Annotated in this window: 15 protein-coding genes; all 15 read right to left on the bottom strand. The window is 71.2% G+C overall.

What is annotated here, in order from left to right; genetic code table 11:
• Positions 1-25: 25 nt before the first annotated feature.
• The 15 genes from HZZ10_RS06545 to ileS all read right to left on the bottom strand — a co-directional run bounded on the left by HZZ10_RS06545 (position 26) and on the right by ileS (position 20,641).
• Complete coding sequence (locus HZZ10_RS06545) at positions 26-1,948, bottom strand: [protein-PII] uridylyltransferase (protein WP_179912903.1); 1,923 nt, start codon at positions 1,946-1,948, stop codon at positions 26-28.
• 171 nt (positions 1,949-2,119) lie between these two features.
• Positions 2,120-2,458: a P-II family nitrogen regulator gene (locus HZZ10_RS06540; protein ID WP_012867362.1), complete on the bottom strand. Its 339-nt coding sequence runs from the start codon at positions 2,456-2,458 to the stop codon at positions 2,120-2,122.
• Positions 2,455-3,765 carry an ammonium transporter gene (locus HZZ10_RS06535; RefSeq protein WP_179912902.1) on the bottom strand — a complete coding sequence of 437 codons (1,311 nt, stop codon included), beginning with the start codon at positions 3,763-3,765 and terminating at the stop codon, positions 2,455-2,457. Before HZZ10_RS06535 ends, HZZ10_RS06540 begins: the two co-directional genes overlap by 4 nt.
• Before the next feature lie 179 nt (positions 3,766-3,944).
• A complete protein-coding gene (ftsY, locus tag HZZ10_RS06530) occupies positions 3,945-5,159 on the bottom strand; it encodes a signal recognition particle-docking protein FtsY (protein ID WP_179912901.1) in 1,215 nt (404 codons plus the stop codon).
• An 85-nt stretch (positions 5,160-5,244) separates the two neighbouring features.
• On the bottom strand, positions 5,245-5,655 hold the full coding sequence (locus tag HZZ10_RS06525) for a hypothetical protein (RefSeq protein ID WP_179912900.1): 411 nt from the start codon (positions 5,653-5,655) through the stop codon (positions 5,245-5,247).
• Positions 5,656-5,826: 171 nt separating this feature from the next.
• Entirely contained in the window at positions 5,827-9,561 is a 3,735-nt protein-coding gene (smc, locus tag HZZ10_RS06520) for a chromosome segregation protein SMC (RefSeq protein ID WP_179912899.1), read from the bottom strand.
• A 65-nt stretch (positions 9,562-9,626) separates the two neighbouring features.
• Entirely contained in the window at positions 9,627-10,064 is a 438-nt protein-coding gene (gene ndk, locus HZZ10_RS06515) for a nucleoside-diphosphate kinase (protein ID WP_056129919.1), read from the bottom strand.
• Positions 10,065-10,196: 132 nt separating this feature from the next.
• Positions 10,197-10,658 carry a DUF4233 domain-containing protein gene (locus tag HZZ10_RS06510; RefSeq protein WP_308507510.1) on the bottom strand — a complete coding sequence of 154 codons (462 nt, stop codon included), beginning with the start codon at positions 10,656-10,658 and terminating at the stop codon, positions 10,197-10,199.
• A 4-nt stretch (positions 10,659-10,662) separates the two neighbouring features.
• On the bottom strand, positions 10,663-12,414 hold the full coding sequence (locus tag HZZ10_RS06505; RefSeq protein WP_228087199.1) for an MDR family MFS transporter: 1,752 nt from the start codon (positions 12,412-12,414) through the stop codon (positions 10,663-10,665).
• A 32-nt stretch (positions 12,415-12,446) separates the two neighbouring features.
• Entirely contained in the window at positions 12,447-13,073 is a 627-nt protein-coding gene (locus HZZ10_RS06500; protein WP_179912898.1) for a TetR/AcrR family transcriptional regulator, read from the bottom strand.
• A 75-nt stretch (positions 13,074-13,148) separates the two neighbouring features.
• Positions 13,149-13,844, bottom strand: a complete 696-nt coding sequence (gene dhaM / locus HZZ10_RS06495) for a dihydroxyacetone kinase phosphoryl donor subunit DhaM (protein ID WP_179912897.1) — start codon at positions 13,842-13,844, stop codon at positions 13,149-13,151.
• Positions 13,841-14,515 (bottom strand): dihydroxyacetone kinase subunit DhaL, encoded by a 675-nt coding sequence (dhaL, locus tag HZZ10_RS06490; RefSeq protein ID WP_179912896.1) that lies wholly within the window; start codon positions 14,513-14,515, stop codon positions 13,841-13,843. Before dhaL ends, dhaM begins: the two co-directional genes overlap by 4 nt.
• A gap of 149 nt (positions 14,516-14,664) precedes the next feature.
• Positions 14,665-15,660, bottom strand: coding sequence for a dihydroxyacetone kinase subunit DhaK (gene dhaK / locus HZZ10_RS06485; protein ID WP_056129907.1), 996 nt, complete (start codon positions 15,658-15,660; stop codon positions 14,665-14,667).
• Positions 15,661-15,854: 194 nt separating this feature from the next.
• Positions 15,855-17,255, bottom strand: a complete 1,401-nt coding sequence (locus HZZ10_RS06480; RefSeq protein ID WP_179912895.1) for a bifunctional folylpolyglutamate synthase/dihydrofolate synthase — start codon at positions 17,253-17,255, stop codon at positions 15,855-15,857.
• Complete coding sequence (gene ileS / locus HZZ10_RS06475) at positions 17,252-20,641, bottom strand: isoleucine--tRNA ligase (RefSeq protein WP_218928503.1); 3,390 nt, start codon at positions 20,639-20,641, stop codon at positions 17,252-17,254. Before ileS ends, HZZ10_RS06480 begins: the two co-directional genes overlap by 4 nt.
• Positions 20,642-20,984: the final 343 nt, after the last annotated feature.

Below are 20,984 nucleotides of genomic sequence, written 5' to 3'. Positions count from 1 at the left end.
CCGTTCGCTGGAAGTGGCTGAAGGGTCAGACTACCGGGTGATCCTCCTGCGCGGCTGCACCCGGGCTCCCGGTACCCGCAGGGCGGTCCCCCGTCTGGGCGCCACCGTCGGGCACGCCGAGCGCGACCGCAGCCCGCCTGTAGAGGTCGTCGACCAGGCGGGCACGCCACGTCGTCCAGCCGTTGGGGCCCAAAGACGAGGAGTCTGCCTCGGTGAGGGCGCGCAGCACCTCGAGGAGGTCGGAGCGGTGGTCGACAGCCTCGAGCAGCTCGTCGAGGGTGGCCGGGTCGTCGGGGTCGCTGCTCACGGCGAGCCTGGAGAGGGTCAGGTGGTGGGCGACCATCCGCTGGACGTCGGCCACGACGGCGTCGTCGAAGCCCATGCGACCGACCACGTCGGGGATCAGCCGCGCCCCGGTGACCGAGTGGTCCTGCGCGCCGGCCCGCTTGCCGATGTCGTGCAGCAGCGCCGAGAGCAGCAGGACCTCAGGCAGCGCGACGGTCTTGCGCCAGCCGCGGGCCCGCGCGGCCACCTCGATGAGGTGGCGGTCGACGGTGTGCCTGTGCACGGCGGCGCGCTGGGGTCGGTTCCGCACGCCGACCCACTCCGGGATCCAGGACGTGACCACCCCGGCCCTGTCGAGCGCCTCCCAGACCGGCACCTGCGCGGCTCCCGACCCGAGCAGGGTGAGCAGGGAGGCGCGGGCCTGCCGCGGCCACGGCCGTGGCAGCGGAGGGCACTGGGCCAGGCTCGACGCCGAGACGGGCGACAGCGCCAGGCCTGTGCGCGCGGCTGTCGCGGCTGCGCGCAGCGCGAGCAGCGGATCGGCTGCCGGGGCGGCGTCGACGGCGAGGACCAGCTCGCCGTCGTGCTCGACGAGCCCGTCCCCGACAGACCGCAGCCGCGGCGCGGCGCGACGGCCACGGATGAGGAAGGGCCTCGAGACGAGCGGGCGCTGGAGCGCCTGTCGCGCCCGCCGGAGCGTGGTGTCGAGGCCGTAGGAGATCTCGCGGCCGGCGTCGGCGAGGCTCGCGAGGAAGTCGTCGGGGTCGGAGTACCCGCACAGCACGGCGACCTCGTCGAGGTCGGCGAGCCCGAGCCGGTTCGTGTGGCGCCGGGTGGTCAGCTGGAGGGCGTCGCGGGCGTCGAGCAGGTGCGAGTACGCACGGTCGACGGCGCCGTGGGGCCTGTCGGTGAGCCACGTGGCTGCGAGGGCTGTGAGGATCACGGCGTCGCGGATGCCGCCGCGAGCCTCTTTGAGGTCGGGCTCGATGAGGTAGGCGAGCTCACCGTGGCGGGTCGCGCGGGTCTTGGTCGACGCGACGAGCTCGGGGAGCCTGCGCCGGGCGGCCGCGCGCCAGTCTTCCAGGACGGCGGACGAGGCTCTGTGGGCCACGACCGAGTCGCCGGCGATAGGACGCACGTCCAGCATGCCCATGGCCGCGGGGAGGTCTTTCGAGGCGATCTGGCGGCACTGGGCGAGGGTGCGGACCGAGTGGTCGAGCTCGAGGCTCGCGTCCCAGATCGGGTACCACAGGGCCTCGGCGAGCTCTTGGACGGTCTGCGCGGAGTGCGAGCGTCCGTCGTGGACGAGGACGAGGTCGAGGTCGGAGACCGGACCGAGGTCACCCCGCCCGAGGCTGCCGACCGCGGCGAGCGCGATGCCCGCCGTGTCGATCTCGGCTGTCGCGGTGTCCCAGAGCTCGGCGAGGCGGGTGCTCGTGAGCTCGACGAGCGCGGCGCGCCGGGCGCGGCCCTGCTCGGCGGGGACCGGCCGCAGGGCGGCGGTCATCGCCTCGGTCGCCGCTGTCCCTCGAGCCGGCGCTGTCGCCGGGCCCGCGGGCCCGCTGAGGGACATCGCGAGGTCGATCATCTCGGACCTGAGGTCCCGCACCCCGGCGGGGTGCGGGACCTCAGGTGAGCCGTGCTGGCTGGGCTGGTCCGACATGGTGCTCCTCGTCCAGCCGAGCCGAGCGGGGCCGTGGCCCCGCTGCGCTGCTGCGTGTGCGTGATGGTGCGGGAGATGCTCCGACGCCGCTGCGGACGGCGGACGTGCCTGCCGTGCGCCGCCCTGAGCCTGCGGCCAGGCCTGTGGTCAGGGCGGCGCAGCGGCCGTGGGTCACAGCGCTGTCGCGCCGTGCTCCCCGGTGCGGACCCGGGCGACGTCGTCGACCGGGACGGTCCAGACCTTGCCGTCACCGATCTTGCCGGTCTGCGCGGCCTGGACGATCACCCCGGTGACGACAGGGGCGTCGTCGTCCTCGACGAGGACCTCGATGCGGACCTTGGGGACCAGGTCGACCGTGTACTCGGCGCCGCGGTAGACCTCGGTGTGGCCCTTCTGGCGGCCGTAGCCACTGGCCTCGCTGACGGTCATGCCGCGCACGCCTGCTGCCTCGAGTGCCGACTTCACGTCGTCGAGACGGTGGGGCTGGATGATTCCTGTGACGAGCTTCATGACCTGACCTCCTTGATGACCCGGCCGCCGCCGAGGGTCTCGTATGCCGACTCTCCGTGGACCGCGAGGTCGATGCCGCCGACCTCCTGGTCTTCGGTGATGCGCCAGCCGAGCGTCGCCTTGATGGCGAGGCCGACGACGAGGGTGACGACACCGGAGAAGATCACCGCGAAGAGTGCGACGACGACCTGGATGACGAGCAGCTTGCCACCGTCACCGTAGAACAGGCCGCCCTCGGTCGCGAGGAATCCGATGCCGATGGTGCCCACGAGCCCACCGACGAGGTGGACGCCGACGACGTCGAGCGAGTCGTCGTAGCCGAAGCGGTACTTGAGGCCGACGGCCAGGGCGCAGAGCGCACCGGCGACAGCACCGAGGATGATCGCACCGACCGGGCTGAGCGCACCGGCGGCCGGGGTGATCGCGACCAGACCGGCGACGACACCCGAGGCCGCACCGAGCGAGGTGGCGTGCCCGTCACGGATCTTCTCGGTGAGGAGCCAGCCGAGGATGGCTGCGGCCGCTGCCGAGGTCGTGTTGACCCAGGCGAGGCCCGCGGTCTCGTTGGCACCGAAGGCGGAACCGGCGTTGAAGCCGAACCAGCCGAACCAGAGGAGCGCCGCACCCAGCATGACGAAGGGGAGGTTGTGGGGGCGCATCGGCTCTTTGCCGAAGCCCTTGCGTGCCCCGATGAGGAGCACGAGCACGAGGCCCGCGACACCGGCGTTGATGTGCACCACGGTCCCACCGGCGAAGTCGATCGGGGCGACCGTGGCCGCGCCGTCGGTCACGCCGAAGATCTTCGCGGCGAGGCCGTCCTCAGAGCCGCTGAGGAATCCGCCGCCCCACACCATGTGGGCGAGCGGGAAGTAGGCGAGGGTCACCCAGATGCCCGTGAAGACGAGCCAGCTGCCGTACTTCACGCGGTCGGCGATCGCACCGCTGATGAGCGCCGTGGTGATGATCGCGAAGGTCACCTGGAAGGCGACGTCGACCACCTGCGGGTAGTTGCCGAGCGTGCTGGAGACAGCCGCTCCGGACTCGTCGAAGATCGTGCCCGAGAGGCCGAACTGGTCGAAGGGGTTGCCGATGATGCCACCGATGTCGCTGCCGTAGGACATCGACCATCCCCACAGGACGTAGACGACGCCGATGATGCCCATCGCGCCGAACGACATCATCATCATGTTGAGCACTGACTTGGCTCGCACCATGCCGCCGTAGAAGAAGGCCAGCCCTGGCGTCATGAGGAGCACGAGAGATGCTGAGACCAGCATCCACGCGGTAGCTCCGGTATCCCATTCCATCGGATCATCTCCCATCCCGGCCCGGCGGCCGGTCAACGACAACTGTCGAGGTCCGCCGTTTCAGGGAACCCGCCGGTGCGTTACGGAGAGGTGACAGGAACGCCCCGCACGTAAACATCGTGTTTCGTGCGGGGCGTCCGGGACGATCTGTCCGTGTCCGAGGAGTGGATCGGGGCGTCTCAGCCCTGGAGGAGGCCGTCGACGAACTCTTCGGGGTCGAAGGGCGCGAGGTCGTCCGGGCCCTCGCCGAGACCGACCAGCTTGACCGGGACACCGAGCTCGCGCTGCACGGCCACGACGATCCCGCCCTTGGCGGTCCCGTCGAGCTTCGTCAGGACGATGCCTGTCACACCGGCGACCTCGGCGAAGACGCGCGCCTGGTTGAGGCCGTTCTGGCCCGTGGTCGCGTCGAGCACGAGGAGCACCTCGGTGAGCGGGGCCTCCTTGGTGATGACCCGTGAGATCTTGCCGAGCTCGTCCATCAGCCCGGCCTTGTTCTGCAGACGTCCGGCGGTGTCGACGAGCACGACGTCCACGCCGCGCTCCTTGCCGGTCTTCACGGCGTCGAAGGCGACGGCCGCGGGGTCGGCCCCGTCCTTGAAGGACCTGACGGTCTCGACACCGACACGCTCGCCCCAGGTGGTCAGCTGGTCGGCCGCCGCGGCGCGGAAGGTGTCGGCAGCCCCGAGGATCACCTCGTTGCCGTCGGCGACGAGGACGCGGGTGAGCTTGCCGACTGTCGTCGTCTTGCCGGTGCCGTTGACACCGACGACGAGGACCACCGCGGGCACCTTGACGCCGTCGGTCGTGGTGGCGCTCGTGCTCAGGCTGCGGTCGAGCGTCGGGTCGACCAGCTCGACGAGAGCGCTGCGCAGCATCGCGCGGACGCTCGCGGGGTCTTTGACACCCTGCACGCGGACCTGGGTCCGCAGTTTGTCGATGAGCTCGGTCGCAGGCCCTGCGCCGACGTCGGCGAGGAGGAGGGTCTCCTCGAGCTCGTCCCAGTCGTCCTCGGTGAGGTTGTCGCGCGAGAGCACCGCGAGCAGCCGTGCACCGAGCGGAGAGCCGGAACGGGCGAGGCGCTCGCGCAGCCTGACGAGGCGTCCGGCGGGCGGCTCGGGGACGTCGACGACGACCTCGGGCACGGCGACGTCAGGGTCGACCCCGACCTCGGTCTCCGTCGGCGGGAGGTCGAGCACGTCCGTCGCGCCGGCTGGGCGCGTCGCGGCGTCGTCGTCGGTCCGGTCGTCGTCGGTCCGGGCGTCCTCGATCTCGGCGCGGCGCTCGGCCGGCGGCAGGGTCTTCGAGCGTCGGGACGTCGAGACGCCCACGAAGCCGAGGCCCGCGAGGAGGAGGACGGCGAGAGATATCCAGAGTGGCAGCAGATCGTTCACCCGAGCAGTCTCTCAGGTGGTGGCGCCGGTCGGCACCAGGAGGACGCGACCGGTACCCCGGGGGGGCACCGGCTCACGTGCTCGGTCAGCGCCTCTCGGCCCCCGACCGCACCTGTGCTCCTGATCGCACCTGTGCTCCTGAACGCAGCTGTGCACCCGGCCGCAGCTGCTGGATGATCTCCTGGATCTCGTCGGCGTCGACGTACGCGCGCTGCTCGGTCCGGGTCGCCTCGAAGAACTCGTCGACTGTCGTCGTCGACCCGCTGCTGCCCGTGAGGTCGTCACGCGAGGACGCGCTGTCGCCGTCGCGGTCCAGCAGGGATCGAGCGCCTGCGCGCGCGTCGGAGACCAGGCGGGTCAGGACAGCCCAGGGGCTGCGGTCGGCAGGTGCTGTGCGCTCCCGGGCGTCGGACTCGTCAGCCGCGATGGTGCCGGCGACGACGAGGACCACGGCGGCGATGACGATCGCGACCAGGAGCCAGAGGTACACATTCATCATGAGACAGTCGTACCACCAGGAGCGGGCGCAGGTCGGACCTCAGGGTGTGATGTCGGGCGAGTCGGGCGACCCTCACCCAACCTCTACACAGAGCACGCTCCGCGCACTCTCCCTGAGCCCCCGCAACCGCTCTGCGGAGCCGGAGAACACCTGCCTCGGACGGCCGCCCTACTGCTCGACGACCTCGCGGATGCGCTGGCTGATGACCGTGGTGACGCCGTCCCCGCGCATGGTCACGCCGTAGAGGGCGTCGGCGATCTCCATGGTGCGCTTCTGGTGCGTGATGACGATGAGCTGGCTGTCGCGCTGCAGCTCGACGAAGATCTCGAGGAGCCGGCCGAGGTTGGTGTCGTCGAGGGCGGCCTCGACCTCGTCCATCACGTAGAAGGGGCTCGGACGGGCCTTGAAGATCGACACGAGGAGCGCGACAGCGGTGAGCGACCGCTCCCCGCCCGACAGCAGCGAGAGCCGTTTGACCTTCTTGCCGGCGGGGCGGGCCTCGACCTCGATGCCCGTGGTGAGCATGTTCGCGGGGTCGGTGAGCACCAGCCGACCCTCGCCGCCTGGGAACAGCCGCGGGAAGACCTCGTCGAACTGCGCGCTCGTGTCGTGGAAGGCCTCGGTGAACACGCGCTCGACGCGCTCGTCGATCTCCTTGACGATCTCGAGGAGGTCGGCGCGGGACCGCTTGAGGTCGGCGAGCTGCTCCGTGAGGAAGGTGTGGCGCTCCTCGAGCGCTGCGAACTCTTCGAGCGCGAGGGGGTTGACCCGTCCGAGCTGGGCCATCGCCCGCTCGGCCGACCGCAGACGCTTCTCCTGCTCGGCACGGACGTAGGGCCGTCCGACGGGCACGTCGCCCTCGTCCGAGGCGCGGGCCTGGGTCCGGGTGGCGGGCGCGGGCCGACCGTCGGTGTCGTCGGTGGCGGCGGGCTCGTCGTCGGCCGTGCTGCGCCCGTCGGCCGCGCCGACCTCGTCGCGCGCGTCCTGCTGCGCGTCGAGCACCGCGCGCTGCTGCATCGCGGTCTCGGCGTCGACCACGAGCCTGTGCGGACCGAACTCCTCGACGAGGACGTCAGGGTCGGTCCCGAGCTCGTCGACGGCGCGCTGCCGCAGCGCCTCGACCCTCAGCTGCTGCTGGGCGCGCGCGACCTCGTCGCGGTGCGCGACGTCGGTGATGGACCTCAGCTCTTCGGCGAGGCCTTCGGTGCGCTGACGGCAAGCGACGACCTCGGCGTCCCGGGTCCGCCGCTCTGCCTCGGCCTCGTCGCGCCTCTCGGTCGCGAGCGCGACCGACACCGCGCAGTGCCCGAGGCCGCGGGTGGCACCGTCCCGCACGGCCTCGGCGACCACGACCTGACGTCGACGTGCAGCCTCCCGGCGCTCTGCCTGAGCCCTCGCCTCGCGCTCGGCACGGGCAGCACGCTCGAGGGACTGCGCACGGCCGGACAAGGCTCTGGCCCGCTCTTCGCTCGTGCGCAGACCCAGGCGTGCCTCGGTCTCGGCCGCGCGGGCGGCTGTCGCGGCTGCCGCGGCCTCGTCCCGTGCCTGGGTGGCGGCGGCGATGGCGTCTTCTGCCTCCTGCGGGTCGAGCTCGGCGGCCTCGAGGCGCTCGACGAGCTCGACGAGCTGCATCTCGTCCTCTTCGAGGGTGCGGGCCGCGGCGTCGATACGCTCACGGGTGCGGTGGGCCTCGGCGGCTGCCGAGCGGGCTGCAGCTCCGAGCTGTCCGAGACGCTCGGCCGCTGCCGAGTGCGCAGCGTCGGAGGCGTGCAGACGGTCTAGTGCCAGGTCGGCGCGTTCCTGGGCCGCACGGACCTCGTCCTCGACGACGGCACGGAGCTCGGTGGCCTCGGCCGCACGCCGGGACGCGTCCGCCTCGGCGGCCCGCGCCTCGTCGAGCGCCGCCTGGAGGTGCAGGAGGCTCGGGGCGGCGGCTGACCCGCCCCAGGCCCTGTCGGCCGCGAGCAGGTCGCCGGCGCGGGTCACGACGGTCCACGAGGGGTCGACCTCGAGGACCCGACGGGCCTGGACGAGGTCGTCGACCACGACGACACCGTCGAGGGCTGAGAAGAGGCCGGGACCGACGGCGCTCGACACCGAGACCACCGACGAGGCCAGCACGGCACCGTCGGGGACGGCGCGGGGGTGGCTCGTGGCGCCGGTCGTGTCCTGAGTGGTCGGAGCAGCCTCTCCCCCACCCAGCACGAGGCTCGCGCGTCCGGCATCTTCTGTGCGCAGGTAGCGGATCACCTCGACGGCGGCGTCGGTCGAGTCGACGGCGACGGCGTCTGCGAGCTGTCCGAGTGCCGCCACGACGGCGTCGGCGTACCCGGGCTCGATCGTCAGCAGCGCGGCGACCGAGCCGACGACGCCCTCGAGAGCATCTGCGGCCAGGACGGCACCGGCGCCGTCCTTGCGGGTCAGGCTGAGGTCGAGGGTCTCGCTGCGGGCGGCCCACGTGGACCTGTCCTGCTCGGCCTGCGCCGCCTCGGCCTCGAGGGCACGCAGACGTGCCAGGGCAGCGTCGAGGGCCTCGACGGCTTCTTCGTGCTCGGCGTCGAGGCCTTCTTGGCCGTGCTCGACGTCGGTCACCTCGGCCTCGAGGGCCTCGAGCTCGCTGGTCGCGCCGGTCTCCCGGGTGGACACCTCGGCGAGGGAGTCCTCGAGGCGGGCGATCTCGGCACGGGTCGCGTCCACCCGTGACTGCTTGGCGGCGACCTGCCCGGCGAGCCGCGCGAGTCCCTCGCGGCGGTCTGCCGCGCCGCGGACCAGGGCAGCGAGCTCACGCTCACGGGCCGCCGCGTCCGCCTCGGCCTCCGCGCGCTCCTCGGCGCTGCTAGCGAGCGCGTCCTGGTGGTCTTCGACCTCCGCGGCTAGCTCGTCCTCGGTCTCGCGGGCCCGCTCGGCCTGCGCGTCGAGCTCGTCGGGGTCCTGGCCCTGCCGGTGCGCGACAGGGACGGAGAGCAGCCTGACCCGTTCGGCCGCGAGGGTCCGGGTGCCCTCGAGCCTGTCGCGCACCGATCCGAGGGCGTACCAGGTCGCGCTCGCCTCCGCGGCGGCCGGGCCTGCAGCGGCGAGACCAGCCTCTGCGGTGCGCAGCGCGGTCCGGGCCGCCTCGAGCGCGCTCTCGGCCTCCGCCTGCCTCAGCCGCAGGGCGCTCTCGTCAGCCATCTCCTGCTCGAGGGACGCCGTGAGCTGGGCGAGGTCGTCGGCCAGCAGGCGCGACTTCGCGTCGCGCAGGTCGGCCTGGACCGTCGCTGCCCGGCGGGCTGCCTCGGCCTGACGGCCGAGCGGGCCCAGCTGCCGGCGGATCTCCGCCGTGAGGTCCGTCAGGCGCAGCAGGTTCCCCTGCATCGCGTCGAGCTTGCGGAGCGCCTTCTCCTTGCGCTTGCGGTGCTTGAGCACCCCGGCGGCCTCTTCGATGAAGCCGCGGCGCTCTTCGGGCGTCGCACGGAGCACGGCGTCGAGCTGCCCCTGCCCGACGATCACGTGCATCTCCCGGCCGAGGCCGGAGTCGGAGAGCAGCTCTTGGATGTCGAGCAGGCGGCACGAGGATCCGTTGATCGCGTACTCGGAGCCACCGTTGCGGAACAGGGTCCGGCTGATCGTCACCTCGGCATACTCGATGGGCAGGGCGCCGTCGGTGTTGTCGATCGTCAGGGACACCTCGGCCCGGCCGAGCGGCGGACGGCCCGAGGTCCCGGCGAAGATGACGTCTTCCATCTTGCCGCCGCGCAGGGTCTTGGCACCCTGCTCCCCCATCACCCAGGCGAGGGCGTCGACGACGTTCGACTTGCCCGAGCCGTTCGGGCCGACGACGCAGGTCACGCCGGGCTCGAGGTTCAGCGTCGTCGCCGAGGCGAACGACTTGAACCCGCGCAGGGTGAGGGTCTTCAGGTGCACGCCCCTGAGACTAGTACGGGCCCGCCCACACGATGGTGGGCGGGCCCGTCAGGGAGCGGCTCGGGTCAGAGGGCCGGGAACCACAGCGCGATCTCGCGTGCGGCCGACTCCTCGGAGTCCGAGCCGTGCACGAGGTTCTGGGTCACCTTGAGACCCCAGTCGCGGCCGAGGTCGCCGCGGACCGTGCCGGGCGCGGCAGCGGTCGGGTCCGTGGCCCCGGCGAGCGACCTGAAACCGGGGATCACACCGTGCCCCTCGGCCACGACGGCGAGCACCGGGCCGGAGAGCATGAACTCGACGAGGGGCTCGAAGAACGGCTTGCCCTCGTGCTCGGCGTAGTGCTCGGCGAGCAGCTCACGCGTGGGGTGGACGAGCTGGACGGCTGCGAAGGTGTAGCCCTTCGCCTCGATGCGTCGCAGGATCTCCCCCGACAGCCCGCGACGGACACCGTCGGGCTTGACGAGGACGAGCGTGCGGGAGACAGCAGGTGCGTTCGTGGTCATGCGCACACCCTATCGTCGGAGGTCGCACAGGCTAGGTCGAGGACTCTCAGCCCGCCGACGCCTGACCTGCCCAGGGCTCTGCCGTCCGACCAGATCGCCGGTCACCGTCTGTGCCGCTCGAGTGCATGCCTCTCAGACGTTCGGCGCCTCGTCAGGGTGCGCGGCGTCGTACTCGGCGCGCTCGCGGTCGATCTTCGCCCCGAGCCAGAGCGAGACGACCCAGAGGGCGATGAAGACGACCGCCACCGGGATCATCAGCGGGATGACGATGCTGATCGCGAGGACGGGCAGCTGCACGAGCGACCCGGCGATGTAGCCGCCCGGTGCCGCGACGGTGCGCGACAAGATCACCAGGACGAGGGCGAGGACCCCGCCGACGATCCACACGGTGCTGGCCGGGACGTCGATGAGCCGCGAGGCCGTCAGTGTCGCGAAGAGCACGACGAAGGCCTCGAGGACGAGCATCGTCGAGGTGAACTGCGGCTTGGCAGCCTTCTTCGGGACGATCCTGGGGACGCTGGGCTGCTGCGCAGCCCCCTCCCCTCCGGGGGTGCCGGAGGGGTCGGGGGCTGCGGAGGACGGAGTTGAGCTCACGTCGTCAGGATACCGACGGTCGGGCCTGTGCCGTGTCGTCGGTGGTGCGCTCACCCGAGGCTGCGGAGCTGTCGACCGGGTGGCCGTCCGCGTCGAGGAGCACGGGCTCGCGCTCGTCGTCCGACGCCGGGGTCACGTCGTCGGTGCTGGGGTCGACTGCAGGGACCGGGGCTCCGCCTGCTGCCACGGCCTCGCCGCGGGCGACCATGCCGGCCTCGTTCGACAGCTTGACCTCCTTGAGGAACAGCGTGAGCAGGAAGCCGATGACCAGCAGCGGCACGAGGTACCAGAAGGCCGGGGCGAGCGAGTCGGCGAAGGCGTCGATGACGCCCTGCTTGAGCGGCTCGGGCAGGACGGCGACACCCGCAGGGGTGACACCCGTCGGGTCGAGCTGAGCAGCCTGCTCGGGCGGGACCGACGCGGCGACCTCGACGAGGTTGTCGCCCAGGCGTCCTGTGAAGATGGTCGAGAAGACCGCGACGCCGACGGCGGCACCGATCTCGCGGAAGAAGTTGTTCGAGCTCGTGGCCGTCCCGATCTCCTTCGGGTCGACCGCGTTCTGGACCGCGAGGACGATCGTCTGCATGACCAGGCCGAGGCCGGCCCCGAGCACGAAGAGCATGAGGCCGAAGACGACCATCGACGTGCTGCCCGAGATCTGGGTGAGCATGACCAGGCCGATCGTGGCGATCGCCATGCCCGCGACGGGGTACTTCTTGTACCGGCCGGTCTTGGTGATGAGGATTCCCGAGGTGATCGCCGTGAGCATGAGCCCGGCCATCATCGGCAGCATGAGGAAGCCGGACCCGGTGACCGAGACCCCTGCGGACATCTGCAGGAAGGTCGGGAGGAAGCTCAGCGCGGCGAACATGCCCATGCCGATGACCAGGCCGACGCTCGTGGCGATGGTGAAGGTCGGGTTCTTGAAGAGGTGCAGCGGGATGAGCGGCTCTTCGGCGCGGTGCTCGACGATGATGAAGAGCGCCGTCGAGGCTGCGAAGGTGAAGGACAGGGCGAGCAGGCCGCCGTGCGACCAGTCGTAGCTGTCCTGGCCGCTCCAGCTCTGCCAGCTGGTGACGAGCACGAGGCTCGAGGTCGCGAGCACCATGAAGAGGATACCGAGCACGTCGATCTTCTTGGTCGAGCGGTGCGTCGGGAGCTTGAGCGTGCGCCACGCGACGATCATCGCGGCGAGACCGATCGGGATGTTGATCCAGAAGCACCAGCGCCAGTTGGCGTGGTCGGTGAAGAGACCGCCGAGCAGCGGGCCGATGACTGCGGAGATGCCGAAGAGTGCGCCCATCGGTCCCATGTACTTGCCACGCTCGCGCGCGGGGACGATGTCGGCGATGATCGCCTGCGACAGGATCATCAGCCCACCACCGCCGAGGCCCTGGATGCCGCGCCAGGCGACGAGCTCGCCGAAGCTCTGGGCGAAGCCGGCACCGGCCGAGGCGGCGGTGAAGAGCCCGATCGCGATGATGAAGGGCCAGCGACGACCCCAGAGGTCGCCGAACTTGCCGTAGAGCGGCATGACGATCGCGATCGCGAGGATGTAGGCGGTCATGAGCCAGCCCTGGTGCTCGACGCCGTTGAGCTCGCCGACGATGGTCGGCATCGCGGTGCCGAGGATCGACTGGTCGAGGGACGACATGAACATCGAGGCGAGCAGCGCGCCGAAGATGGTCCAGACTGTGCGCTGGTCGAGGACGACCAGCGGCTTGTCCCCTGCGGGGGCGGGTGGTGCGGAGGCCATGAGGAACCTGGTTTCTGGGCGGGGTGAGACGTCTAGGAGTCTGACGGGGCGAGCAGCGTGCGGAGCTCGGCGGTGACGTGGGGAAGGTGGCTGGAGGGCTCGCCGACGCTGCCGTCGAGCTCCCAGCGGGTGAGGGTGGACCTGACGAGGAGGATCAGCAGCGAGCTGATCATCTTCTCGGTCGCCCCGGGGTGCGTGGCACCCGTGCGGCGGGCTGCGAGGACGGCGAGCTCGGTCGTGCGCTCCTCGAACCAGGCGATCTGGCGGACGAGGAGCGCTGGCTCGCGCTGGGAGAGCTCCATGACGAGAGCCATCCTGTCGAGGTCGACCGGAGAGCTGTCGAGCATGTCCCCGACGACGGCGGCGCAGTCGTCGAGGAGGTTCCCGGTGGGCCCGCCGGCGGCGAAGACCTCGGCGGACTCCGAGGAGAGCGGAGTCTCCTGGATGCCGAGGACGGCGTCGACCTTCGAGGCGAAATAGTTGAAGAAGGTCCGGGGCGAGACCCCGACCTGCTCGCAGATCATCTCGACGGTGACGGCGTCCAGCCCGAGACGCCCGACGAGCTCGTGGGAGGCGGCGACCAGCGCCTCGCGGCGCGCCGCCTTCTTGCGCTCGCGCAGGCCCGGGGCCGGCGTGGGGTCGGTCGAAGAGGTGAGCACGCGAACACGTTACACAGGCTGCACTTTTGCAGTCAATGCAAAAAAGACGCCGGCCTGGTGGCATCGGTCACGTGGTCAGACCTCGCCGAACCCACCCTCGATGGCCGTCGCGACCACGTCGATCGCCTGCTCGGCAGCCGGTCCTGTCGCGCTGAGCACGAGGCCCTGCCCGCCCGTCGCGCCCAGCTTCATGATCTCCAGGACGCTCGCTCCGTTGGCACCGTTGATGGTGACGGCTGCGTCGAGGCCCGCGATCAGCCGCGCCAGGACCGCTGCGGGTCGGGCGTGCAGACCGAGGGGGTTGCGGACCACGACGGTCCGCTGGGCGACGTCGCCCGCGTCGTCGACGGGCGAGTGGGGCGCCTTGGGCTCTCGGACCGCGAAGGTGCCGCCCGCGTGCTCGGCCGAGTCGAGGACCTCGGCGACGGTGCCGGAGCCGTGCGCCGTGACAGCAGCGGCGACGGCGCCCTCGACGAAGGGCGCGTCCGCGAGGACGACCTTCTCGGGGCCTTCGTCGAGGACCTCGAGGACCGACTCGACGGTGAGTATCGCCGAGCCGAGGTCGGCGAGCACGACCACTCCCCCTGCTGCCGACAGTCCTGCCGTGACGGCCTCGAGGACCCTGTCGTAGCTCGTCCCGAGCTCGCCGGAGTCCGTGCCGCCGGCGGCGAAGATCCGGACACCCGGTGCCATCTGCGCGGCGAGCTCGGCTACGCCGTCGGCGAGCTGGCGCGAGTGCGAGACGAGGACCAGTGCGACCCGGGCGCTCATGCGACGCCCCCGGTCGTGGTGCTGGAGTCCGTGCCGGCGCCTCCAGCGGCCGTGACCGCAGCCTGCAGGATCAGCGCCGACGACGCCGCACCGGGGTCTTCGTGCCCGATGCTCCGCTCGCCGAGGTACGACGCCCTGCCCTTGGTCGCCACGAGGTCTGTCGTCTGGGTCGCGCCGGCCGACGCCGCCCTGGCCGCGGCCTCGAGCACCTCGACGGGGCTCGCGCCGGCGTCTGCGGCGGCGACGGCCGCGTCGACCGCCGGACCCCAGGCGTCGACCATCGTCTTCTCGCCCGGCGCTGCCTTGCCACGGGCCGTGATGCCCTCGAGGGCGCCCTCGAGGAGCGCGACGACGGCGTGCGCGTCGAGGGTCGCCAGACCGCTGACCTTCGCGGCCCGCAAGAACGCCGTGCCGTAGAGCGGACCGGAGGCCCCACCGACCGACGACATGAGGGTCGTCGCGACGGTCTTGAGCACGTCGGAGACGAGCTCGGGTGCCACGTCGATCGAGTCGAGCTTTGCGACGACGGCCTGGAAGCCTCGCTTGAGGTTCTCCCCGTGGTCGCCGTCACCGATCTGCCGGTCCAGCTCGACCAGCTCGTCACGCGCTGCCGTGATGGCCGCTGCGCTCTCTCGTGCCCATCGCTGTGCCCACGCCACGTCCAACGTCATGCTTCCCTCAAGCTCTCTCTCGACTGCTCCGGTGCACCCCTCGGGGCGCACCGTGTCCTGCTGACCATGCTGGATCTCTGCTCTGCCCTGACCTGGACACCCAACGCCGCACCGGGTGCGGCCCGGTCGCTCGTACCCGTCGCCTGTGCTCACCAGTGCAGCGCAGCGGTCCGCACAGGGGCGTCCCACAGCTGGGTGAGCTCGTCGTCGAGCCGGAGCACCGTCACCGACGCGCCCTGCATCTCGAGCGACGTGACATAGCTGCCGACGAGAGACCGCGCGACCGTGACACCTCGTCCTTCGAGGAGCCGGCGAGCCTGACGATAGACCACGTAGAGCTCCGACTGCGGCGTACCGCCCATTCCGTTAACGAACAGCAACACGGACTCCCCCGACCCCAGGCCGAGGTCGTCGACGACGGGGTCGAGCAGCATCTGCGCGATCTCGTCGGCCGACGCGGCGGGGATGCGGTGACGGCCGGGCTCCCCGTGGATGCCGATGCCGATCTCGACCTCGTCGTCCGCGAGGTCGAAGCTGGGCCGCCCCACGTGCGGGACCGTCGGCGCGGCGAGGGCGACACCCATCGAGCGGACCTGGGAGCACACACGCTCGGCGATCGCCGTCACGGTGTCGAGGTCGTCACCGCGAGCAGCACTCGCCCCGGCGATCTTCTCGACGGCGAGGGTGCCCGCCACGCCGCGGCGGCCGGCTGTGTAGAGCGAGTCTTCGACGGCGACGTCGTCGGTCACGACGACAGTGCGCACGCTCGTGCCCTCGTCCTCGGCGAGCTCGACGGCAGTCTCGAAGTTGAGGACGTCGCCCGTGTAGTTCTTGACGATCGCGAGGACCCCGCGCCCGCCGTCGGCGGCCGCGAGGGCAGGCTGGATCTGGTCGGGCGTCGGGGAGGTGAAGACGGCCCCGGGGACCGCGGCCGTCAGCATGCCCTCGCCGACGAAGCCCGCGTGCAGCGGCTCGTGGCCGGCACCGCCGCCCGAGACGAGACCGACCTGCCCCTGGACGGCACCTCCCTTGCGGAGGACGAAGAGGGGGTCGGTGCGGATCTCCACGATGTCGTCGTGGGCCCACCCGAATCCTTCGACAGACTCTGCGACGACGTTCTCCGGGTCGTTGATGAGCTTCTTCACGGCACTGCTCCTCGTCGCGCAAGTGGTGGACCTGTCAACAGCATTCAAGCACCGTCCGGTCACGAGCGCGCCGTCCGGGACGCAACCTCACCTGATGCTCACCCTGAGACGAGCCGAGCACCCACCCCGGTCGGGGCAGGTGCTCGGCTCGTCGGGTGGGTCCTGGACCAGACCAGGACCCGGGCCAGCCAGCCTCAGGTGAGCCCGAGGAGCGTCCGGGCCTCGGCCGCGAGGATCACCGACCCTGTGACGAGGACGCCCGTCCCCGTCCCGACCCCGATGAGGTCTTCGCTCTCGGCGCGGCCCGCGGCCACGTCGATCGCCTCGTCGAGGCGCCCTGCGGACCTGACACGGTCCTCACCGAAGATGTCGACCGCGATCTCCTCGAGGTCGTCGACGTCGTGCGAGCGCATCGAGCTCGACTGGGTGACCACGACCTCGGCGAGCACGGGCTCGAGGAGAGAGAGGATCGTCTCGGCGTCCTTGTCGGCCAAGATCCCGACGACACCGACGAGCCGCGTGAAGTCGAAGGACTCTTCGATGGCGTCGACGAGAGCGCGCGCTCCGGCCGCGTTGTGCGCGGCGTCGACGAGGATCGTCGGGCTGCGCCGCACGACCTCGAGGCGTCCGGGCGAGTCGACGCCCTGGAAGGCTGCGCCGACGACGTCGCCGTCGAGAGCCCCGCCGCCCGAGACGAGAGCCTCGGTCGCGGTGAGCGCGAGCAGCGCGTTGTGCGCCTGGTGCGCCCCGTAGACCGGCATGAAGATCTCGGTGTAGAGACCCGCCGGGGTGCGCAGGCTCATGAGCTGGCCGCCGACGGCCGCGAAGCGCTCGGCCACCTCGATGTCGGTCCCCTCGCGGACGATGTGCGCACCGCGGGCCGAGGCGATCTCGACGATGACGTCCTCGGCGAGAGGGTCCTGCTGGGCGAGCACGAGGGTCGCACCGTCCTTGACGATCCCGGCCTTCTGCGCGGCGATCTCCTCGACGGTCTCCCCGAGCCACTGCTGGTGGTCGAGGGCGACCGGCGCGATGATCGCGATCTCCGCGTCGACGACGTTGGTCGAGTCCCACAGCCCGCCGAGACCGACCTCGATGATCGCGACGTCGACAGGGGCGTCCGCGAAGGCCGCGAAGGCCATCACCGTGAGCACCTCGAAGAACGACAGCTTCGGGCCGCCCGCCGCCTGCGACGAGGTGTCGACCATCTCGACGTAGGGCTGGACGTCTTTCCACACCTCGATGAAGCGCTCCGCGCTCAGCGGCTCGCCGTCGATCGCGATGCGCTCGGTCACCGAGGTGAGGTGCGGGCTGGTGAAGCGCCCCGTGCGCAGGCCGTGCTCACGGACCAGCCTCTCGGTCATGCGCGACGTCGAGGTCTTGCCGTTGGTGCCGGTGATGTGGATGGTCCGGAACGCCTTCTGCGGGTCGCCGAGGAGCTCGCACACCTGCGCGACGCGGTCGAGCGTCGGGTCGATGTCGTGCTCCGGGGCGCGCGAGATGATGCTGTGGTAGACCGCGTCGAGCTCGGCCTGGACCTCGGCCGAGACCTCGGGTCCGGTCGGGCGGCGTCGGCCGTTCTGGCGGGTGCTCATGCGGGGGTGTCTCCTGTCGACGGCACTGCGGGTGCTGCGTGTCCTGCTGCCGGGGCGACCGTGACGCGGCGCTCCTGGTCGGGCGACGTCTCGACGGTGATCTCGACCGCGAGGGTCTCCTTGGCGATCAGCTCGCGGTGCGCGGCGACGGCGTCGAGCCGGTCCGCGGGGACCTCGAGCGTCAGCACGATCCTGTCGCCGACGGTGAGGTCGGCGGCCTTGCGGGCGTCCTGGACGTCGCGGACCACGTCGCGGGCGTAGCCCTCGGCGAGGAGCGCGTCGTCGAGCGCGAGGTCGAGCACCACGAAACCACCGCTCGGCAAGACCGCTGCGGCGACCGTCGACGGGGCGTCGGAGTCGGTGCCGACGACCGTGACGAGCTCGTACTCGCCCTCGACGAGCGGGACGTCGCCGTCAGGCGTCGTCACCACGACCTCGTCGCCGTCGAGGCGCCAGGCGCCGGACTTCGCAGCCTTGATGGCCGCCTGGACACCCTTGCCGAGGCGCGGGCCGGCCGCACGGGCGTTGACGTTCAGGCGCTGGGAGATGCCGAAGCTCTCGGCCGCCCCCTCGTCGAGCGGGCGCAGGTCGACAGCCTTGACGTTGAGCTCCCCGGCGAGCAGCTCGCTGTAGGGCGCGAGCGCCGACGGGTCGTCGACGACGACGGTGAGCGTGGCGAGCGGCTGGCGCACGCGCAGCTGGTTCGCCTTGCGCAGGCCGAGGCTGAGCGAGACGACCGAGCGGACGCGGTCCATCGACGCGACGAGCGCGTCGTCGACCGCGAGCACCTGACCGTGCTCGGTGCGCGCACCTGACGGGTCGACCAGGGTCGGCCAGTCGGTGAGGTGCACCGAGCGACCGCCCGTGAGCCCGCGCCACACCTCTTCGGTGAGCAGCGGGGCGAGCGGCGCCATGACACGGGACAGCGTCTCGAGGGCGGTCCACAGGGTGTTGAACGCGTCGGCGTCCTCTCCCCAGAACCTGTCGCGCTGCGTGCGGACGTACCAGTTGGTGAGCACGTCGAGGTACTGGCGCACGGACTCGCAGGCACCCGAGACGTCGAAGGCGTCGAGCTGGGCCTGGACGTCGGTCACGAGGTTGCCGGTCAGCGCGAGCAGGTACCGGTCCATGTCGACCAGACCCGAGACCTCCTCGGGCTCGACGCGGCGCGCCGTGAGGCCCTCACCGCCGTTCGCGGCGCCCGCGTACAGCGTGAAGAAGTAGTACGTGCTCCACACCGGCAGCAGCACCTGACGGACCGAGTCGCGGATGCCCTCCTCCGTGACGACCAGGTTGCCGCCGCGCAGGATCGGCGAGCTCATGAGGAACCAGCGCATGGCGTCGGAGCCGTCGCGGTCGAGGACCTCGGAGACGTCAGGGTAGTTGCGCAGCGACTTGCTCATCTTGCGGCCGTCGGAGCCCAGCACGATGCCGTGCGAGACGGCGTTGCGGAAGGCCGGGCGGTCGAAGAGTGCGGTTGCGAGCACGTGGAGCGTGTAGAACCAGCCGCGGGTCTGCCCGATGTACTCGACGATGAAGTCGCCCGGGTAGTGGTGCTCGAACCACTCGGTGTTCTCGAAGGGATAGTGCACCTGGGCGAAGGGCATCGAGCCGGAGTCGAACCACACGTCGAGGACGTCGGGGATGCGTCGCATGGTCGAGGCGCCCGTGGGGTCGTCAGGGTTGGGCCGGGTGAGCTCGTCGATGTACGGGCGGTGCAGGTCGGTGACGGGCACGCCGAAGTCCGCCTCGAGCTCGGCGAGCGAGCCGTAGACGTCGGTGCGCGGGTACGCGGGGTCGTCCGAGACCCACACGGGGATGGGCGTGCCCCAGTAGCGGTTGCGGGAGATGGACCAGTCGCGGGCGTTCGCGAGCCACTTGCCGAACTGCCCGTCCTTGATGTGCTCAGGCGTCCAGGTGATGTCCTGGTTGAGCTCGACCATGCGGTCGCGGAACTCCGTGACGCGCACGAACCAGCTCGAGACGGCCTTGTAGATCAGCGGGTTCCTGCAGCGCCAGCAGTGCGGGTAGGAGTGCTGGTACGTCTCGTGGCGCAGCACGACGGCGCGGCTGGCGGCGTCGGTCCGGGCGAGCGGCCCGGTGCCGTCCTTGAGGTCTTTGATGACGTGGGGGTTCGCGTCGAAGACCTGCTGGCCCGCGTACTCGGGGACCTGCGTGGTGAAGCGGCCGCGCCCGTCGACCGGGACGACGGTCTGGATGCCCGCGTCGAGGCAGACCGCCATGTCGTCCTCGCCGAAGGCGGGGGCGAGGTGGACGAGGCCCGTACCGTCGTCGACCGTGACGAAGTCCGCCGCGAGGATCTGGTGCGCGTGCGGGTTCTCCGCGTCGTCGGCGAAGTAGTCGAAGGCCGGGACGTAGCGCGTGCCGGCGAGCTCGGAGCCCTTGACGGTCCGCAGGACGTGGGCCGAGTGGTCGTCGCCGAGGTCGAGCTCCTTGGCGTAGGCGCCCAGGCGGGCGGCACCGAGGACGACCTCGTCGCCCGCGAGGACCGAGCCCTCGCCCGGGCGCACGACGACGTAGTCGACGTCGGGACCGACGGCGACGGCGAGGTTGGACGGCAGGGTCCACGGCGTGGTCGTCCAGATGACCAGGCGCTGGGCTGTCGGCGCACCGTCGGCGTCGAGCAGGCGCAGGGCGACCGTGAGGGCCGGGTCCTGACGCGACTGGTAGACGTCGTCGTCCATGCGGAGCTCGTGGTTGGACAGCGGGGTCTCGTCGCGCCAGCAGTACGGCAGCACGCGGTAGCCCTCGTAGGCGAGGCCCTTGGTGTGCAGCTGCTTGAAGGCCCAGATGACGGACTCCATGAAGGTGACGTCGAGGGTCTTGTAGTCGTGCTCGAAGTCGACCCAGCGCGCCTGGCGGGTGACGTACTGCTTCCACTCCTCCGAGTACTTCATGACCGAGGTGCGGCACGCCTCGTTGAAGACGTCGATGCCCATGGCCTCGATCTGGCTCTTGTCGGTGATCCCGAGGATCCGCTCCGCCTCGAGCTCGGCCGGCAGGCCGTGGGTGTCCCAGCCGAAGCGACGCTCGACACGCTCGCCGCGCATGGTGCGGTAGCGCGGGACGACGTCCTTGGCGTAGCCGGTGAGCAGGTGGCCGTAGTGCGGCAGACCGTTGGCGAAGGGCGGGCCGTCGTAGAAGACGAACTCGTTGTCACCGTCGGCGCCTGCGGGCCGGGCGTCGATCGAGGCCTGGAAGGTGCCGTCCTGCTTCCAGTACGCGAGCACCTGCTCCTCGAGCGCGGGGAGGTTCGGGGAGGCCGGCACCCCCGACTGCTCGGGGCGGTGCTGCGGGTAGGACGACGGACTAGGCGCGGTGGCGGCTGCGTCTTCAGTGGCGTTGGTGTCCGGGTGGCTCGACATGGCGGGGCTCCTGGGTGGTCCGGGTGTTCACGTGCCGTGCGAGGACGACGTGCGCCTGCGCGCCTGCCGCGGTACCACCCCGCTTGCCGTCCGCGAGGGACGACCGCTCTGCCGGCGCCCCGTGAGGGGCGACCACCGTGCTGGCTGTGACGGGCCGTCCCCGTCCGGTTCTACTGGGGTCTCGCTCTCTGACCTCGGGACCGAGCAGGGCTCGGGCACGAGACGAGGCCGCGAGGCCTGTTCTTCCGGAGGCTCGCCGGTGATGGCCGGGTCGATGCCTGTCCGGTCAGTGTACCTGGGCCAGGCGGCGGGCTGAAGGGGCGCGGTGCGGGTGGGCCGGCAC

The sequence above is a fragment of the Sanguibacter inulinus genome, assembly GCF_013415325.1.
GTDB lineage: Bacteria > Actinomycetota > Actinomycetes > Actinomycetales > Cellulomonadaceae > Sanguibacter > Sanguibacter inulinus.
The sequence above is the reverse complement of the archived record's forward strand: the minus strand, read 5'-3'. Positions and strand labels throughout refer to the sequence as shown.

Bases quoted from the DNA above. Each gene is read 5' to 3' on its own strand.
- HZZ10_RS06545 (WP_179912903.1), bottom strand. From the start codon at position 1,948: ATGTCGGACCAGCCCAGCCAGCACGGCTCACCTGAGGTCCCGCACCCC.
- HZZ10_RS06540 (WP_012867362.1), bottom strand. From the start codon at position 2,458: ATGAAGCTCGTCACAGGAATCATCCAGCCCCACCGTCTCGACGACGTG.
- HZZ10_RS06535 (WP_179912902.1), bottom strand. From the start codon at position 3,765: ATGGAATGGGATACCGGAGCTACCGCGTGGATGCTGGTCTCAGCATCT.
- HZZ10_RS06525 (WP_179912900.1), bottom strand. From the start codon at position 5,655: ATGAATGTGTACCTCTGGCTCCTGGTCGCGATCGTCATCGCCGCCGTG.
- ndk (WP_056129919.1), bottom strand. From the start codon at position 10,064: ATGACCACGAACGCACCTGCTGTCTCCCGCACGCTCGTCCTCGTCAAG.
- HZZ10_RS06505 (WP_228087199.1), bottom strand. From the start codon at position 12,414: ATGGCCTCCGCACCACCCGCCCCCGCAGGGGACAAGCCGCTGGTCGTC.
- dhaM (WP_179912897.1), bottom strand. From the start codon at position 13,844: ATGAGCGCCCGGGTCGCACTGGTCCTCGTCTCGCACTCGCGCCAGCTC.
- dhaL (WP_179912896.1), bottom strand. From the start codon at position 14,515: ATGACGTTGGACGTGGCGTGGGCACAGCGATGGGCACGAGAGAGCGCA.
- HZZ10_RS06480 (WP_179912895.1), bottom strand. From the start codon at position 17,255: ATGAGCACCCGCCAGAACGGCCGACGCCGCCCGACCGGACCCGAGGTC.
- ileS (WP_218928503.1), bottom strand. From the start codon at position 20,641: ATGTCGAGCCACCCGGACACCAACGCCACTGAAGACGCAGCCGCCACC.